The organism is Prolixibacter bellariivorans ATCC BAA-1284 (assembly GCF_000621705.1).
GTDB classification, from domain to species: domain Bacteria; phylum Bacteroidota; class Bacteroidia; order Bacteroidales; family Prolixibacteraceae; genus Prolixibacter; species Prolixibacter bellariivorans.
The window spans coordinates 73300-92482 of the sequence record NZ_JHXO01000015.1; the positions used below are offsets into that span (position 1 = coordinate 73300).

At 43.4% G+C, this 19183-nt stretch carries 8 protein-coding genes; 7 read left to right on the forward strand and 1 reads right to left on the reverse strand.

From position 1 onward, the window contains the following. Positions 1–5: 5 nt before the first annotated feature. The 6 genes from T426_RS0118945 to T426_RS25950 all read left to right on the forward strand — a co-directional run bounded on the left by T426_RS0118945 (position 6) and on the right by T426_RS25950 (position 13315). The gene (locus T426_RS0118945; RefSeq protein ID WP_025866072.1) at positions 6–2264 is read left to right on the forward strand and encodes an alpha-N-acetylglucosaminidase; all 2259 of its coding nucleotides are present in this window, start codon (positions 6–8) and stop codon (positions 2262–2264) included. A gap of 1 nt (position 2265) precedes the next feature. Continuing rightward, a complete protein-coding gene (locus tag T426_RS0118950) occupies positions 2266–3408 on the forward strand; it encodes an acyltransferase family protein (RefSeq protein WP_036985057.1) in 1143 nt (380 codons plus the stop codon). Between the two features lie 109 nt (positions 3409–3517). After that, positions 3518–5731, forward strand: a complete 2214-nt coding sequence (locus T426_RS0118955) for a glycoside hydrolase family 31 protein (protein ID WP_025866074.1) — start codon at positions 3518–3520, stop codon at positions 5729–5731. Positions 5732–5799: 68 nt separating this feature from the next. After that, the gene (locus tag T426_RS24320; protein ID WP_025866075.1) at positions 5800–8805 is read left to right on the forward strand and encodes a glycosyl hydrolase 115 family protein; all 3006 of its coding nucleotides are present in this window, start codon (positions 5800–5802) and stop codon (positions 8803–8805) included. A 34-nt stretch (positions 8806–8839) separates the two neighbouring features. Then, positions 8840–12853: a two-component regulator propeller domain-containing protein gene (locus T426_RS0118965; RefSeq protein WP_025866076.1), complete on the forward strand. Its 4014-nt coding sequence runs from the start codon at positions 8840–8842 to the stop codon at positions 12851–12853. 300 nt (positions 12854–13153) lie between these two features. Next, a complete protein-coding gene (locus T426_RS25950; RefSeq protein ID WP_159103386.1) occupies positions 13154–13315 on the forward strand; it encodes a hypothetical protein in 162 nt (53 codons plus the stop codon). 891 nt (positions 13316–14206) lie between these two features. Here the strand turns inward: T426_RS25950 and T426_RS0118970 are convergent. Further along, entirely contained in the window at positions 14207–14809 is a 603-nt protein-coding gene (locus tag T426_RS0118970) for a Crp/Fnr family transcriptional regulator (RefSeq protein ID WP_027586129.1), read from the reverse strand. Positions 14810–15433: 624 nt separating this feature from the next. Between T426_RS0118970 and T426_RS25315 the strand changes: the two genes are divergently transcribed. Continuing rightward, on the forward strand, positions 15434–19183 hold a 3750-nt coding region (locus T426_RS25315; RefSeq protein ID WP_211253578.1), incomplete at its 3' end, for a beta strand repeat-containing protein.

A 19183-nucleotide genomic window follows, 5' to 3' on the forward strand; every position in this document is an offset into this window, starting at 1 on the left:
ACACTATGGTTAACAAATCTCTTCCTGTAAAAAAACGGCTATTACATATTTTGCTGTTTCTTGCAATTATTGGCGGAACATCAGGATGTAAAAAAGATACTCCGACACAACGTGATTTGTCGCCTGCAGAAGCACTTATCAAGCGCGTTATTCCGAAGTATGCTTCCGATTTCATTGTTGAAACGAAGGCGTCAAAAGGTGAAAAAGATTGGTTTGAAATTCAATCAAAAAACGATAAAATCATATTGCGGGGCAATAACGATGGTTCTGTAGCTTCTGCTCTTTATTATTACCTGAAGAATTATTGTCATTGCCAGGTAACCTGGAATGGGACCAACCTAAACTTGCCCACTAAGTTGCCGAAGGTTGAAGGAACAATCCATAAGGATACGCCTTATGAGTACCGGTATTATCTGAATTATTGTACTTTCAATTACAGTATGAGCTGGTGGAACTGGGCTCGGTGGGAAAAAGAGATCGACTGGATGGCTTTGCACGGAATCAACATGCCGTTGGCAATAACCGGCGAAGCCTATGTTTGGGACGAAGTTTATCGTTCGTATGGATTTACCGACGAAGATTTGAATCCGTTTTTCAGTGGTCCGGCCTATTTTTCATGGTTCTGGATGGGCAACCTCGACGGCTGGGGTGGACCATTACCCATGAGCTGGAAAGAAAGTCACCGCGACTTGCAAAAGAAAATACTGCAACGCGAACGCGAACTGGGCATGAAACCCGTACTTCCGGCATTTACCGGTCATGTTCCGGCTTCATTTAAAAAATATTTCCCCCATGCAAAGCTAAAACGCACCAACTGGGGAAACGGTTTCGGCGACACCTACATCTTGGATGCCAACGATCCGCTATTTGCTGAAATCGGGAAAAAATTCCTGGAAGCGCAACAAAAAATATACGGAACCAACCATTTATATTCTGCCGACACGTTTAACGAAAACGAACCACCTTCAGACAAGCCTCAATACCTTTCGGAATTAAGCAGTAAAGTTTTTGAAGGAATGAAAGAAGCCGATCCCGACGCCGTTTGGGTGATGCAGGGATGGTTGTTTTACAGTCATCGCCAATTTTGGAAAGCTCCGCAAATAAAAGCATTGCTTGAAGCTGTTCCCAACAATAAGATGATCATTCTGGACCTGGCTGCCGAAATTGAGCCGGTATGGAAGCGCACCCATGCATTTTACGGCAAACAATGGATTTGGAACATGTTGCATAATTTTGGAGGTAATATCAGCATGTTTGGCCGTATTGAAAATGTAGCCACACACCCTGCTGAAGCACTAAACGATACAACTTCGGGGCAAATGAGAGGGATTGGCTTAACCATGGAAGGCATTGAGCAAAATCCGGTTTTGTATGAATTAATGATGGATAATACCTGGCGAAACACACCGATTGACCTGCAAAACTGGCTGAAAAGCTATATCCGAAATCGTTATGGTGAGACCAACGCCGAACTGGTGAATGCCTGGAATATTTTAGTGAAAACGGTTTACAACGGAAAAGTAATTCGCGACGGTGCCGAATCAATCATTGTAGCGCGGCCCACATTTGCAGGCTATCGCCGCTGGGCACGGACAAAGCTGAATTATGATCCGGTAGATTTACTTCCTGCCTGGGACTTGTTTGTGAAACAAATTCCGGAATGCAAAAATTCCGACGGATTTCGATACGATTTGGTAGATGTTACGCGTCAGGTTCTGGCGAACGTTGCCTTGCCTGTACAACAGCAAATGGCGCTTGCGTATAAACACAACGACAAACAAAGTTTCAGGAAATACAGCATTCAGTTTCTGGATTTGATCGATGATATGGATCGCCTGCTTGCCACCCGCAAAGACTTTTTGCTGGGCCCCTGGCTTGCCGACGCCCGAAGCTGCGGACAAACTCCCGAAGAAAAAGCGCTGTACGAAAAGAATGCCCGCGACCTGATTACACTCTGGGGAGACGCCAACAGCCCGTTGCACGAATACAGCAACCGACAATGGAGCGGACTGTTAAGCGATTTTTATAAACCGCGCTGGATACAATTTATCGACAGTGTAACTAAAAACTGGGGACATTTCGACCAAAAGAAATTTGATGACAACATAAAACAATGGGAATGGAACTGGGTACAAAGTCACAAAGACTTTCCAACAGAAGCTCAGGGAAATGCAACCCAAGTTGTGGAAGAGTTATACAAAAAGTATCGCGCTCAAATTATTCCTTTAACAAAAATTCAACCTAAAATAGATTACAACTATTAATATGGAAAATACTATCACACAAAAACCGCAACGTTTCCTCTCGCTTGACGTTTTCAGGGGAATCACCATTTTTTTGATGATTATTGTTAATACTCCCGGAACAGGAGCCCATTTGTATCCATACCTCGTTCATGCTCATTGGTTTGGTTTTACTCTTGCCGATTTGGTGTTCCCATCCTTTTTATTTGCGGTTGGAAATGCCATGAGCTTTTCGATGCTGAAGATGAAAAAAATGGAGCCGTCGCAGGTATGGACAAAAATTGTAAAACGAACTATAATTATTTTCCTGTTGGGTTATCTCATGTACTGGTTCCCGTTTTTCACTTTTGGTGCCGATGGGCATTTTATGTGGAAACCCATTGACCAAACCCGTATAATGGGCGTCCTTCAGCGCATTGCACTGGCCTATTTCTTTGCATCAATTATATTTTATTACCTGTCAGAAAAAAAGGCTTTAATTATTTCGGGCATTATTTTGCTGGCGTATTGGGCCATTCTGTATATTTTCGGGCAACCCGGTGCCCAACTCACAATGGCTTCCAATGCCGTTACCCGCTTCGATATGTCGGTTTTGGGATTGGGGCATATTTATAAAAAGGACAGCATTCCGTTCGATCCTGAAGGTTTATTGAGTACCCTGCCTGCCATTGTAAATGTAATTGGTGGTTATATCGCCGGTGTGTTCATTCAAAAGAAGGGGAAATCGTTTGAAGGTATTTCTAAGCTTCTAATGATCGCTTTTGGCCTAATTGCACTTGCTTTCTGGTGGAACCTGGTTTTTCCATTTGCCAAAAAGCTATGGACCAGTTCGTTTGTGCTTTACACCATCGGCTGGGATCTGGCAATTATGGCTGTTTTGGTTTATGCTATCGAAATCAGGAAAATCAAATTTGGTATTGAATACTTTACCATTTTTGGTAAGAACCCATTATTCATTTACCTGTTTTCGGAGCTATTTTATGTCGTGCTGCGTATGACCCCGGTTAATGCGCATCAGGATGCATTTGAGTGGGTAAGTGAACAGATATTTCAGCAAATTTTCCCCGGTCCGTTTGGAGCCCTGGTAACCGCATTCGCTTACGTAATGGTATGTTGGTTATTAGGTTGGTGGCTGAATAAGAAACGCATCTACATTAAAATTTAAAACATCCGAAGTTTTTAAATTCCCTTATGGAAATACATTTAGTATGATTAGATACCTCATATTCAGTCATAATTTATCGGAACAAATGAGATTAAGATAATACTTAGCCATGCAAAACATTTCAAAGTTTTATTTCATAATCGTCCCGTTTTTGCTTTTTCATACAGGCATTTATGCTTCCGATATTTCGCTGCAATTATCAAATTCCAACAAGGGGTTTTCACTTTATCGTTCCGGGAAAAAGCTCGTGGAAGTTGAAAATATTCAATTCGATTTCAGAAATGCTGATTCGGTAAAAGTGATAAGTAAGACAGGGCAACAAATTGCACTGCTTACCTACTATCCGTGGATAAACCCGAGAGGAACGGAAGAAACAGTTCAAAAGCAGGATACACTTTGGATAAACATTGAAACGGACTTTATCCATGTTTTTGCAGCTCCGAAGTGGGCACGACAGGTTCAGATTGTTTTAAAAGATCTTGGCGGAAATTACTATGGTTTACTGGAAACGCTTTATCCCGACAATAAAAAGTCGCCCAACCTGCGTCGAGCTACCATTGACGTGGAGATACAGCCGGAATCGTACCGCTACCACGAAAACTGCGCTTCAGTTCATTCGGCCTTTTTCTTCAATTCACTGGGATATGCCTCGTTTTTCGATTCATTCAGTTCCGGGCAATACCGTCTGGCTCAGGAAGGAAAAACCATTCTCATGCACAACACGGGAAAATTGAACTGGTACATTTTTACGGGCAATTACAAAACCATTTACAACGATTACTATTCAATTATTGGTACGCCCAAATATGTGCCCGACTGGTTTTGTGGTCCGGTAATTTGGAGAGATGAAAATACGGGAAGCAAGCAAATTCTGGATGATGCCAAACAATTCACCGATCTACACATCCCGATTACAGCAATGTTTGTGGACCGTCCGTACAGCGATGGTGCCAATGGCTGGTCGAAAATGGATTTCAGCGATCATTATTCTCACCCCGAGAAATGGATTAGCGAACTAAATAACAAATACGGAGTTGAGTTGATGACCTGGATTGCATCAGCCACATTTGGAGATACAGATTTTCCCGGCTTGCTGGCAGGAAAAATGTGTTATATCGATTTGACAAATAAAGACGCAATTGCCGAATTTCACCGCAGGTTAGAAAACAATCAGTATAAATACGGGGTGAAAGGACACAAATTAGACCGTGCGGACGAAACTTTTCCGCTTCCGGAAGATTGGGCTGACAAAACCGATGATTATTCAAAACGAAATAAATATCCCTATTTGTATGCAAGAGTTACCGATAGCCTGCTCAATCAGGCCTGGGGCCGCGACAATGCAAGTTTTGCGCGTGCAGCTTACCAACGGAGCCAGCCTTACCTGACAGCCGTTTGGGGTGGCGACGTGCGGGCAAACTGGGACGGACTGGCATCCAACATAGCAAATGCCATGCGTTGCAGCTTCATGGGATTTCCTGATTGGGGAACCGATGTGGGCGGTTATCTTGGCGAAGGATATATTTCCCCGGAGCTTTACACACGCTGGCTTCAGTTTGGTTCATGGACAGGATTTTACGAAATAAAACTCGACGGATCGGGTGGCAGGGGCCGGGAGCGTACTCCCTGGCAATACGATGAGGCATTTCAAAAACGCTACGCGCAAATCCTGACTGAACGTATGAAACTTATTCCATACATCTATTCCATGTTGAATAATTCTGCTGAAACAGGCCCGCTAATGAAACCAATGGCAATGGTTTATCCCGAAGACAAACGTTTCACAAATACCTGGGATCAATACATTTTTGGGGATGCTTTTTTGGTGGCTCCCTTGTATTCTGCCCAAAATAGCCGCAAAGTTATTTTACCCGAAGGCAATTGGTATGACTTTTACTCCCACAAAAAATACACCGGCGGGCAAACGATTGAAGTTACCAAATCCATGGAAGAATTTCCGGTATTTATGAAAGCGGGCTCAATACATGCCGAAGGCCAAATTATTGCGGGAAACAGTAAAAACTGGCAGAAAACAAAAAACTACGTTGATCTTTATGTTGTTGCCGGAGGTAGTTGTTCGTTCGACCTTCTCGACCCGGCGTCAAATACAAAAACGTACATTAGGGTAATAAAAAGTGGCGACAAAAATTACGAAGTTCGCATTCCTGCAAATGCGTTAATTCAAAACCTGTACGTAATATCAAGCGATAAACTTAGCAGGGTAACCAAAAACGGGAAAAAGAATAAATTTGAACTGGCTGGTACAGCAAGTTACTGCATAAGAAATGTTTCCGACTCTTCGCTTGTTTTAACGTTTGAATAAAACGAATGCACTGATTTTGTTTGCTCGGCTAATTTTAAAACCACATTTATCGGGGGAATTAGACAACCATGAAAAATACCATTGATAAAATAAGACCATTCGACTTTCTGCTGGCATTTCTATTCACTCTCAGTTTTATACCTGCCACGGTTAAAGGAAACGAAAAACAAGCTTTCCCAATTGTATCGAAGGGCAACACCACAAGTTTAGTTGTAGTTGGGAATGAGCCCAAAGTGGTGCATATTGCCGCCAATATGTTTGCCGGAGATGTTCAAAACATAACAGGAAAACACCCCGAAATCATTCGTGAAATACCACAAAAAGAGAACCGGATAATTATTGCAGGAACCATCGGTAAAAGTAAATGGATTAACAAGCTGGTTACCGAAAAGAAAGTAAACATTTCGACAATTAAAGGCAAATGGGAAAGCTGGACAATGCAGGTGCTTGAGAAACCGTTTCCCGGGGTCAAACAAGCTCTGGTAATTATCGGCAGCGATCGTCGTGCCACGGCTTACGGAATTCTGGAGTTATCGCGAATGATGGGCGTTTCGGCCTGGGAATGGTGGGCCGATGTAACTCCAATCCATCAAAATGAGATTGTACTGAACATGTCACACAAAACCTACGGTTCACCATCAGTAAAATACCGTGGTTTATTTTTAAACGACGAAGATTGGGGGCTACAACCCTGGGCTGCCAAAACCTTTGAGCCTGAAACAGGCGATATCGGGCCAAAAACCTATGCCAAAATATTTGAACTAATGCTCCGCCTCCGCGCCAACACAATTTGGCCGGCCATGCACAGTTGCACCAAAGCATTTTATACAATTCCGGGGAATGCAAAAACGGCCGACGATTATGCCATTGTTGTCGGAACATCACACTGCGAACCCATGCTTTGCAATATTAACGAAGAATGGAACAGCGAGAGAATGGGAGAGTGGCGTTACGATACAAATGCAGATACCATTCGAAAACTGTTTAACCGCCGGGTTGAGCAAACTGAAAATTACGAAAGCATTTACACTATCGGGATGCGTGGCAAACATGATTCGCCGATGGATGCTAAGAATTTATCCGAGCAGGACCGGATTAAGCTGCTGGAAAAAGTAATTGCCGACCAACGGAATATGCTTGAAAAAGACAAGCACGAAAAAGCATCTTCCATACCGCAAGTGTTTATTCCGTACAAAGAAGTGCTTGGCTATTACCAACACGGGCTAAAAGTACCGGACGACGTAACAATTATGTGGACCGACGATAATTACGGTTACATCCGCCAATTGAGTACGCCTGGGGAACAAAAACGTGCCGGTGGAGCAGGAATTTACTATCATGCCTCGTACTGGGGGCGTCCGCACGATTATTTGTGGCTCAGTACCACACATCCGCTGCTTATTTGGGAAGAAATGCACAAAGCTTACCAAACGAATGACCACAATATGTGGATCTTAAATTGTGGCGATATAAAACCGATGGAGTACAATATTGAGTTATTCATGGATATGGCATGGAATATGAAAGCCTTTTCCCGTCCCGATTCTGTCGTAAACCATCTGGAAAAGTGGTTAGGAGATATATTTGCTCCGAAAAACGAAAAAGAGCTAACACAAATTATGCTCGATTATTATCATTTGTGTTTTATGCGCCGTCCTGAGTTTATGGCGTGGAGCCAAACCGAACCGGTCACGAAGCCACAGGAAACAGAACTCACGCAAATAAGATATGGTGACGAATTAACCAGGCGTTTAAAGGACTGGACGCAGCTATCTGACAAAGTAAAGGAATTAAAATCGACGATTCCGGCCGACAGGCAGGATGCTTTTTTCGAATTAGTCGATTATCCGGTAACCGGAGCTTCATTAATGAACCAGAAATGGCTATACCATTACAAAAACGAGTTCGCAGCTCAACAGGGAAGAACAAGTGCAGGGCAATTCGCAAAAGCGTCAGACAATGCTTATAAACAAATCAAAACGGAAACTGATTATTACAATAAAGGCATTGAAAACGGGAAGTGGAATAAGATGATGAGTATGGCTCCCCGCAACTTACCGGTGTTCTCTGAGCCCTCGTTCGAACTGCCGCAACCCGACGCAAAAGCTAGCTTAGGCCTCGCGCTGGAAGGTTATCAAATGGAAGTAAACCAGGATATTCCCAACGCTTATTCCAATGTTTTGCCGGTTTTAAACGAATATTTAAAAGATTCGGCGTTTGTTGATGTTTTCCTGAAAGGCAACGGAATAATAAACTGGACGGCTGTTCCGCAACAACCATGGATCCATTTATCTGTCAGCAACGGAACCGTGTCAGGCAATAACAATAAAGGAGAACAACGCATCTGGGTAAGTATTGACTGGGACAAAGTTCCTCAGAGAAAAAACACCGACGAACCACCACTGGGACATGATTATCAGCTTATTCCACCGTCATACAAAGTAAACGGCAGCATTCAGTTTGTAACAAAAGATACTACACTTGCCATTGGTGTTTCTGTGTTCAATCCTAAATTCAAATCTCTGAACGATTATAAAGGATTTGTTGAAGCCAATGGCTACGTTTCGATTAATGCCGGAGACTGGACTGCCCGTTACCCCGGCAAAAATGCCAATTGGAAACCCATAAAGCACCTTGGTTACTCCGGAGAAGTTATGCTTGCCCTGCCATACCAGGCGGCATCTATCTCCAATCCGGCGCAAATAAAAGAACAAAGCCCTTGTTTGGAATACGACTTTTACACTTTCAACAAAGGTGAAGCAAACATCCGGGTACAGGCTTTACCCACTCACCCGCTTTACAAAGGCAAAAGTGTTCGCTGTGCCGTTGCTGTAGATGAGCAGGAACCTGTAATAATTGATTTTAAAACGGTAGGGCGCAGTGAAGAGTGGAAGCAAAATGTGTTGAAAAATGCAGCCGTAAAATCGGCACCACAAATCATTAATCAGCCCGGGAAGCACAAACTCAGAATTTGGATGGTTGACCCGGGAGTTATGGTCGACAGAATTCTTATCGACCTTGGCGGATGGAAAGAAAGCTATACGTTTCCTCCCGAAACAAAATGCAGAAATTAGTTAGTTTTACCAATCAAGTTGTTATTGTGCTGAAATGAGACTACGAAATTGTTTATTCCTTCTTTTGTTGCTCCCGACAACTGTTTTTGCCGACAGAATAAAATTGGAGCATTATTCGGATGACCAGGGTCTGTCTCAAAATTCAGTACGGCACATTGTTCAGGACAATACGGGTTTGTTATGGATTGGTACTTTTCTTGGGTTAAATAGTTTCGATGGAAATACATTTACTGCTTACACCAGCGAAACTTCAAAGCATAACAGTCTTGAAAATAATGATATTACGGCTTTGGTAATGGATTCCGTAGCAAATCGATTGTGGATTGGCACCCGCAAAGGATTAACCTGCCTTGATTTAAAAAAACAGGAATTCACGACATTTTTGCACAACGAAAATGACTCCAATAGTCTTCCGGACAATGAGGTGAGGGCTTTGTTCTATGACAAATTCAACAGAATGTGGGTCGGAACAAAAGATAGCGGTCTTTGCATATTGAACAAAAAAACAAATGCTTTTTCGAGAGTTGACATAGACGGATTCAATTATGTAAAGTCCATTTATGAAGATTCTTACGGGTGTTTATGGATTGGAAGTAACGGTACTGGTGGTGTTGCACAAATTCGTTTTAATAAAGACGGTTCTATCAACAAAATTAAAACCTATACTTTAACAATTCCGGGCTCAACAGAGATCAATCCGTATGTTAATTTTATTTACCAGGACCGTAAATCAGATATATTTGTAGGAACGCGTGAGGGCCTTTACAAATTGAATAAACTGGAAGATAAATTTTATAATCTTTGGATTCCGGATGCATCAGTCAGAAATATCCTGGGGCCTTATTTTAATTGCGTAGCTCAATCCCCGCAGGGAAAATACTGGCTGGGAACCCTGGGCGGATTGATTGTTTGCGACCATTTGGAAGATATTACTACCGGGAATTACAGATGGTATTATTCTGACTTGTCTGACAATTCGTCTTTGGTCGATAACTCCGTTTCATCATTGTTTTTCGACAAATCCGGGGTTCTGTGGATAGGGACCGAAAATGGTTTGGATAAATTTGACCGGTACAAAAATCAATTCAAAAATATTCGAAATATTTCCTATCTGATTAATAATAAAATACCAAGAATAAGTGGTCTGGCAGAAACATATGATAATCATATTATTGTATCAACCCACGATAATGGATTATTCATTGGCAAAAACAACAAATTTTCGGTTTTGAGCCAACAGAACAAAAGCATTGCCAGCATTTACACTCCCGATGGGAAAGTTTTTTATTGCGGTCTGTGGAATGGTAATATATTGATTTATAATTATCCGAAGAATAGTTATCGCACGTTGGATTTAGGCTTAGGAGAAACCCTCACGCTGGCTTTTGTTAAATTAAAAGATGGAACAATTTTTATTGGTTCGCATGGCAATAAAGCTGTTTTGCTAAATCCACATACGCTAAAGTACAAAACAATACTTCCCGCTTATTTCTCAAAAATTATTAGTAATCAGGCCGTTTCTGATAGTGCCGGAATGATATGGATAGCAACAGAGTCAGGAGTTGTCCGATATAATCCTTATGATAATAAAGCTCGTACCTATTCCGAAAGTAAATTACCTGACGGAGTACTTTTTCATGATATTGCCAAGGATATAGCGATTGACCGTAATGGAAGGATTTGGGTTGCCACTACAACCGGATTGTGTTATTACAAGCCTTCCGAAGACACTTTTATACACATTGATTCGCCGGAAGAGTTACGGGATGAATGGATTACCGACATTCGATTTAGGAAGAACAATGAAATGTGGTTGAATTTCAACAATAATAAAGTTGGGAAATATGACATAAAAACAAAACAATTGAGTGTTTACCGGATTAACAGTGGAAACAGACTGGATATTTTCAGTAACAGGGGATTCTTATTGTTTAACGACTCTCTGATTTATGTTCCGGGTAAAGAAGGTATTATATATTTTCCTACAAATATTACAAACGTATACAAAACCGCGGGATTACCTTTTATTAGCGAAGTGAAAGTTCATGGCAAAGTTGTACATCCGGGAGATACCATTAACGGCCATGTGATTATAAAAGAGAACATCAATTACTCGAGGAAAATGGCTTTGGATTATAGCAATCGTAATTTCGCACTTTCATTTTCTTCACCCTCATATGTTGATGTTAAGCTGAATAAATTTCAATTCATGCTGGAAGGCTTCGATAACAGCTGGATTAATGCCAATAATAATTCCCGGAGCATTCAATATACCAATTTGTACCCGGGCAAATATGTGTTTAAGATAAAAACACAAAACAGTAATGGGATATGGAGTCCGGTTTCATCCTACGAAATCAGAATTAAACCGCCGTTTTGGCTAACTTATAAAAGTCTTTTGTTGTACCTCCTAATTCTTGTTCTGACTTTTTATTTGATTCGTTCACAGATGAAAAGGAGAATGCTTTTAAAACAAGAATTAGTTCTGGAAAAGGTGAAACGGGAAAGAGATGACAAATTAAACAACGAGAAACTCCGCTTTTTTACCAATATTTCGCACGAATTACGAACGCCTATATCTTTAATTCTTGGGCCTGTCAAACATTTGCTTGAGGAGAAAAATTTAACCGATGTTCAGCGTAACAAAGCAGAGCTAATCCTGAGAAATTCAAACAGGCTGATGTACCTGATTAATCAATTGCTCGATTTCAGAAAGGCTCAAAATGGTGAATTCAAACTAAAAGTCATACAAACCGAAATCCTGCGACCTACCCGTAACGCCTTTAATTCTTTTAAAGGATTGGCTTTGGAGAAACAGATAAGCTACAATTTCACGTGCGATAGGGACCAGGTAATTGGTTGGATAGACGTTGACAAATACGAAAAAATATTGTACAACTTGTTGTCAAATGCGATTAAGTTCACGAATAAATACGGAAGCATCGATCTGTTTGTAGATGTAAAAGACGATGAATCACAGTATCTAATCGTTGAAATTAGCGATGATGGAATCGGAATTCCCAGGGAGAGTCAGACGAAAATATTTAAACGCTTTTACCAAACTGAACAAAACAAAATAGAGAATACCGGGTCAGGGATTGGCCTGTCGCTGGTTGACTCGTTAATAAAAGTGCATAAAGCAAAGATATTTGTAAAAAGCGAGCCGGGTGCGGGAAGTACGTTTATTGTTGAAATACCGATAAATAAAGATAATTACGATGCCAGTGAAAGGTTCGATGTACAAAAAGATTTTATTGACGAAAGCCCTGGTAAGACAAAGAAAGTAGTGCAGACGACGGACATAAAGAAGAAAATTCTGGTGATTGAAGACAACAAAGAACTCCGTCAGTTTATTAATGAATATTTATCCGACACCTATAAAGTTTACGAGGCCGAAAACGGAGAACAGGGGCTACAGCTTTGCCGGCAGATAAAACCCATATTATGTGTTTCGGACATAAAAATGCCGGTGATGGACGGTTACGAATTCTGCGTCAATTTGAAAAAAGACACTTCAATCAGTCATATTCCGGTCATCCTGTTAACTGCATTATCAGATAATGAAAACGTAATGACCGGCTACAAATTAGGTGCTGACGGGTACATTACCAAGCCATTCGATCCCGCATTGTTAAAAATAAGAATTCAAAACATTATAAAATCCAGGATAGAGCTTAAAACAAAGTTTTCGGGCGAAATTGAAAGCAACATTGCAGTCCTTTCTCACTCACCGGTTGACGAGGAATTTATCACTCAATTAAGCAATCTAATTGAGGAAAATATCAATAACCCCGACCTCAAAGTGGATATGCTATGCGCAAAAATGGGAATCAGCTCTTCCAAGCTTTACCGAAAAATTAAAGAACTTACTGATTTAAGCCCCAATGAATTTATTCGAACATTACGTCTGAAAAAGTCAGCGCAATTATTAAAGACCAAGAAATACAATGTGTCTGAAGTGTCATATTTAGTAGGGTTTAACGATCCGCTTTATTTCAGTCGCTGTTTTAAGAAACAGTTTGGTTTTTCACCCAGGAAGTATTTATAGAGGTACGCTTCACTTTTTATCACACGCTAAAGCTTAATTTCTTTCTTCATCAGAACCAAATTCCGTCCGTTTTCCTGCTTTGCAACAACGTTTCTACTCATCCCAACCCTTTTCTAATGATAGAGAAGGGCTCACAGCACTGCAAATTCGCAAGGCTTTATTTCCAAAAACAATCTACTATTCTACCGGGAAAATGGAAATACAAACGTTGATGTAATCACCAGTCCCCGCCCTTCATTATTTGTAGAGAAGGGCAATTCGGACGCAGTCCGGATGGGGTGAGTAGATAAAATCCGGCCAATGAGTGCCAATCGCGCTGATAGGTTTGCCGACAATGTCAGGTGTGGGAAAACGACAGAGAACCGGTCGTTTTATCCTGAACGAACCAGTCATTGCAAACCCCTCCCAAACGCGAAGCGCATCTCACCTCCGCGCGAAGCTGAACTTTACGGCCGGAGATGAAGAACTTTACGCGGAAAGATGAAGAACTTTCTGTGTGAAGTTGAAGAAGTTTCCCGACAAAGATGAAGAAGAAAATCCAGCGCTCTTGAGATGCGCTTTCCACAGCCGCGAGATGCGCATCTCCGGGACAGGGAAAAATCCCTTACGACTACCAGCCTCGCGAGGTTATAAGCTTTCTTCAAAAATGGTACTAAGGATCTTCCATAAATGGTTATAAGGTTTTGCTTCATGTAGTACTAAGTATTTTCCACTGGTAGTTATAATGTCCTGTTCCGGGTAGTTACCTTATCCTTCCACTGGTAGTTGTAAGGTTGGGTTTTGTTTAAGAAACCCCGGTGTTTCCGCCCTCTCAATTCCCTGCGGTAAGAAAATATTTTTATGCCGTGAAAAAATAATTTTATAAGCACTCGTTTACAATTTTTACGTTAGGAAATTTTCATCCCCTGCGGCAAGGATTTTCTCCCCGAAGGAAACGATTGCCAATGGGGGTGGTTTTACATTCCATTTCCCTAAATCGCCACCAGGCGATAAGGATCGGCCTGTGATTTGTCTCGCGGTAACGGGTCAAACCGGATTTTACTGCTAAGGCCTGTGGAACGATCTTATTTGTATCCGATAACACGAAGCGGTGGTAGGTATCGGAAGAATTTGTCGTAGGTCAAAATACAGCTTGGATACCCATCGTCGGCAAGTTACAGACCTCGTTCTTTTGATGCTTTTATGTGTTGATAGAACTCCCTTGGAAGTGAGTGAATATTAATTATTCGAGATCGAGGAAAATGCATATCTTTGTTTTACGGGTTAGCATGGAATGGGAAGGCCTAAGTGCTTTGAGAAGCAGGATAACAAGAATTAAATACATTATATCAGGATAAAACAATTTATTTCGTTTTACCCGCCATTTTTGTCTGAAAAGGTCGAACTTTTCTCTTCCTCCAAAATTTTTGCTTTTACTCTCGAAAGAGTGGTGTAATGTACTCCAAGGTAACTGGCAATCATTCGATCTGTAATCTCATTATAAATGTGCTTATACTCATCAAGGAATGTCAGATAACGTTCTTTCAAATCCGCCACTTTCAATAGTTTCAGCTGACGGTAGGTAGAGCTTATATCATTAATTAAAACCCCCAGAAAAAAATCAGTAATTGGTACACTCTCGGTTGTGCATGAACACAGAAATTTTCGATCCAGCAACGTTACCTCCACATCGGTATGCGCCTGAGCATATATTTTACCTATCTTATTTTCCGATACTTCAACTGCCGGACGTAAAACGTCACCGGTAGATTTAAAGTCGATAATTGTTCTTGTACCATCTTCTTTCTTCCAAAATAAAATAACAATACCGCTGGTTATCAGTGAAACGTTTTTATGAAGCATTACCTCTTCTGTCAGGAATTCATCTTTCCTAAAACTTGTGCGATCTGAAGCTTTTTTCAGGTCATATCCCTCAAAAATTTTAAAAGGAAAAGTAAAGCCATTTTCTCTTTCCATAAAAGCAAGATATTTTATTTGATTATAGCGTTGTGAATTTAGTGAATTTGTTAAGTGAATCAAACCTCATTCTGATGAACATAAAAATATTTTAATTGAAAAACTCATCTCATTCTCATAATGATTTACAGATCATGATATTGACTTTCGCTAATAAATCTGAACATCGATGTAGTTATTAGCATATGCTAACAACTGTAATTAGCCAATCAGTTGTTAGCATATGCTAATACTAATTTTATGGTTAATGAGGTTATTTAGTTTGATTGGAATTATGTTTTACTAATCGAGAGATAATGAAAAGAAGAATCAGGCTGAGAAACAAAAAAATGCCATGGCAATGAGCTAGTTGTACTTGCATGTCAATGTCCCGGCCCGGACGGAAGGGCTAACTATCCATTGTAAAACGGATAAAACTATCCCTTACTTGAAAAAGCAGAAAAGATAAAAAACCGGGCATTGGTGTGAGTAGGTCAATGGCAGGACATCGTAAGCAATGCAATGTTGGTTACATGTTGGCAAAAAATAAAAACTGACCATGCTCGCCTAGCATATTTGTTCAGGAACCGGGTTAACAAGCACGGTATCAAATCAAAAAAAATGCAAACCATTAAATCAATACAAATGAAACAACGCTTATCGTATTTTCTCAGGGTGATACTGTATGGCAGCGTAACCCGGTCCTGGCAGGTTTCTTACGCCGACCGAAACGGGAAGCCAGGGGCAGATAAACAACCTGCACTTGAAGCCACACCTGAAAACCGAACAAATAAGGTTTTTTACAAGGGCCATATGTTGGGAATATATTTTCGGTTTGCCTGTGTATTTGGCATGTTGCTTACCTTGTTAACAAGCTTTACACTGCCGGTGATGGCACAAACCTGGCAGCCTGTTGGTAGCGAGGGGTTCTCTACGGGAGGTGCCACATCTGACGTCTCATTTTACATTGATAACGGGACGCCCTATGTAGCTTACCAGGATGCGTCCGGTATTACGGTGATGAAATACAACGGTAGCGCCTGGGTGGGTGTTGGCAGTGCAGACTTTGCGTCAGGATCGTATCCTTCGCTTTATGTTTATGGCGGAACGCCCTATGTGGCCTATTCAGATAATAGTAAAACATACAGGGCCACAGTGAAGAAGTATGACGGCACCTCTTGGGTGACTGTTGGCAATGCTGGCTTTTCGGCGGGTAATTTAAGCAATACTTCGCTTTATGTTGATAACGGGACTCCCTATGTGGCTTATCGAGATGGGGCTAACGGCTACAAAGCTACGGTGATGGAATATAACGGCACCTCTTGGGTGACCGTTGGCAGCGCAGGTTTCTCGACGGGACAAGCAAGCTACACCTCACTTTATTGTGATAATGGAACACCCTATGTGGCCTATCAGGACGTGGCAAACAGTTACAAGGCTACGGTAATGAAATACAACGGCAGCACATGGGAGGTCGTTGGTAGTGCGGGTTTTTCGGCGTATAAAGCATTCTACACCTCACTTTATATTGATAACGGAACACCCTATGTGGTCTACAAGGATTTGAATTACAGCAGTAAGGCCACGGTAATGAAATACAACGGCAGCGCGTGGGAGGTCGTTGGCAGTGCGGGTTTCTCTGCGGGGAATGCAAACTACACCTCACTTTATATTGATAACGGAACGCCTTATGTGGCTTATCAGGACGGGGCAAACAGCAGTAAGGCCACGGTAATGAAATACAACGGCAGCGCGTGGGAGGTCGTTGGCAGTGCGGGTTTCTCTGCGGGGAATGCAAACTACACCTCACTTTATATTGATAACGGAACGCCTTATGTGGCTTATCAGGACGAGGCAAACAGCAATTTGGTCACGGTAATGAAATACGCGCTCAGCCCTCCGTCCATCAGCTACAGCAGCCCGCAAACCTACACCAAAGGTAACGCCATTACTTCGCTGAGTCCAACCAGTACAGGAGGTACGGTAGCCAGCTATAGTGTGAGCCCTGCCTTACCGGCCGGTTTAAGTTTGAATGCCACGACCGGAGTTATCAGCGGTACACCCACGGCGATAACGGCCACCGCTACCTATACGGTAACCGCGACTAATAGTGTAGGTAGCGCCACTGCCAATATCAGCATTACGGTAAACGATATAGCACCTGTTTTCGGCTACGCCACCCCGTTAACCTACACCAGGGGGACAGTCATAAGTTCACAGAGCCCAACCAGTACTGGTGGTACGGTGGTCAGCTACAGCGTTACCCCTGCCTTACCGGTCGGTTTAAGTTTGAATACTACGACCGGTGTTATCAGCGGTACCCCCACAGCGATAACGGCCACGACTATTTATACGGTAACAGGTACCAACACGGGTGGCAGCGCCACAGCCCAAATCAGCATAACGGTGAACGATGTGGCCCCGTCCATCAGCTACAATAGCCCGCAGACCTATACCAGGGGGACGGCCATTACTTCGCTTAGCCCAACCAGTACCGGCGGAGCAGTGGTTAGCTACAGTGTCAGTCCTGCGTTACCGGCCGGTTTAAGTTTGAATACCACGACCGGTGTTATCAGCGGTACACCCACAGCGATAACGGCCACTGCTATTTATACGGTAACAGGTACCAACACGGGTGGCAGCGCTACAGCTCAAATCAGCATTACGGTGAACGATGTGGCCCCGTCCATCAGTTACAGTAGCCCGCAGACGTATACCAAGGGGACGGCCATTGCTTCGCTTAGCCCAACCAGCACCGGCGGAGCAGTTGTGAGCTACAGTGTCAGTCCTGCGTTACCGGCCGGTTTAAGTTTGAATACGACAACCGGTGTTATCAGCGGTACACCGACAGCGATAATGGCCACCGCTACCTATACGGTAACCGCCATGAATACAGGTGGCAGCGCCACGGCTCAAATCAGCATTACGGTGAACGATGTGGCCCCGTCCATTAGCTACAGCAGTCCACAAACCTATACCAGGGGGACAGCCATTGCTTCGCTGAGCCCGACCAGTACCGGCGGAGCAGTTGTGAGCTACAGTGTGAGCCCGGCTTTACCGGCCGGTTTAAGTTTGAATACCACAACCGGAGTCATCAGCGGTACACCCACAGCGATAACGGCCACTGCTACCTATACGGTAACCGCCACGAACACGGGTGGCAGCGCCACAGCCCAAATCAGCATTACGGTGAACGATGTGGCCCCGTCCATCAGCTACAGTAGCCCGCAGACGTATACCAAAGGAACAGCCATTGCTTCGCTGAGCCCGACCAGTACCGGTGGCATGGTAGACAGTTACAGTGTTAGCCCGGCCTTACCGGCCGGTTTAAGTTTGAATACCACAACCGGTGTTATCAGCGGTACACCGACAGCGATAACGGCCACCACTACCTATACGGTAACCGCCACGAACACAGGTGGCAGCGCTACGGCCGGTATCAGCATAACGGTGAACGATGTGGCCCCTTCCATTAGCTATGCTACTCCGCAGACCTATACCAAAGGAACGGTCATCACAGCGCTTAGTCCAACCAGTACCGGCGGAGCAGTTGTGAGCTACAGTGTCAGTCCTGCGTTACCGGCCGGTTTAAGTTTGAATACCACAACCGGAGTCATCAGCGGTACACCCACAGCGGTAGCCGCTACCGCTACCTATACGGTAACCGCTACCAATACGGGCGGCAGCGCCACAGCTCAAATCAGCATCACCGTGAATGATGTGGCCCCGTCCATCAGCTACGCCACTCCGCAAACCTATACCCGGGGCATGGCCATTGCTTCACTGAGCCCAACCAGTACCGGTGGTACTGTGGTCAGCTACAGCGTCAGCCCTGCTTTACCGGCCGGTCTAAGTTTGAATACCACGACCGGTGTTATCAGCGGTACACCCACGGCGATAACGGCCACCGCTACCTATACGGTAACCGCTGCCAACACGGGTGGCAGCGCCACAGCCCAAATCAGCATAACGGTGAACGATGTGGCCCCGTCCATCAGCTACAATAGCCCGCAGACCTATACCCGGGGTGCAGCCATCACGGCACTGAGCCCAGCCAGTACAGGTGGCATGGTGGACAGTTACAGTGTGGGCCCTGCCTTACCGGCCGGTTTAAGTTTGAATACCACAACTGGTGTTATCAGCGGCACACCAACGACGGTGACGGTGACTAACACTTATACAATAACTGCGACTAATAGTGTAGGTAGCGCCACAGCTCAAATCAGTATTACGGTGAATGATGTGGCCCCGGCCATCAGCTACAGCAGTCCACAAACCTATACCCGGGGCATGGCCATCACCGCTCTGAGCCCAACCAGTACCGGTGGTACAGTGGTAAGCTACAGTGTGAGCCCGGCCTTACCGGCGGGATTAAGTTTGAATACCACGACCGGT

What these genes read in the sequence shown, in the direction of transcription:
- T426_RS0118945 (WP_025866072.1), top strand. Translation starts at nt 6, where the DNA reads ATGGTTAACAAATCTCTTCCTGTAAAAAAACGGCTATTACATATTTTG.
- T426_RS0118950 (WP_036985057.1), top strand. Translation starts at nt 2,266, where the DNA reads ATGGAAAATACTATCACACAAAAACCGCAACGTTTCCTCTCGCTTGAC.
- T426_RS0118955 (WP_025866074.1), top strand. Translation starts at nt 3,518, where the DNA reads ATGCAAAACATTTCAAAGTTTTATTTCATAATCGTCCCGTTTTTGCTT.
- T426_RS24320 (WP_025866075.1), top strand. Translation starts at nt 5,800, where the DNA reads ATGAAAAATACCATTGATAAAATAAGACCATTCGACTTTCTGCTGGCA.
- T426_RS0118965 (WP_025866076.1), top strand. Translation starts at nt 8,840, where the DNA reads ATGAGACTACGAAATTGTTTATTCCTTCTTTTGTTGCTCCCGACAACT.
- T426_RS25950 (WP_159103386.1), top strand. Translation starts at nt 13,154, where the DNA reads ATGAGTGCCAATCGCGCTGATAGGTTTGCCGACAATGTCAGGTGTGGG.
- T426_RS0118970 (WP_027586129.1), bottom strand. Translation starts at nt 14,809, where the DNA reads ATGGAAAGAGAAAATGGCTTTACTTTTCCTTTTAAAATTTTTGAGGGA.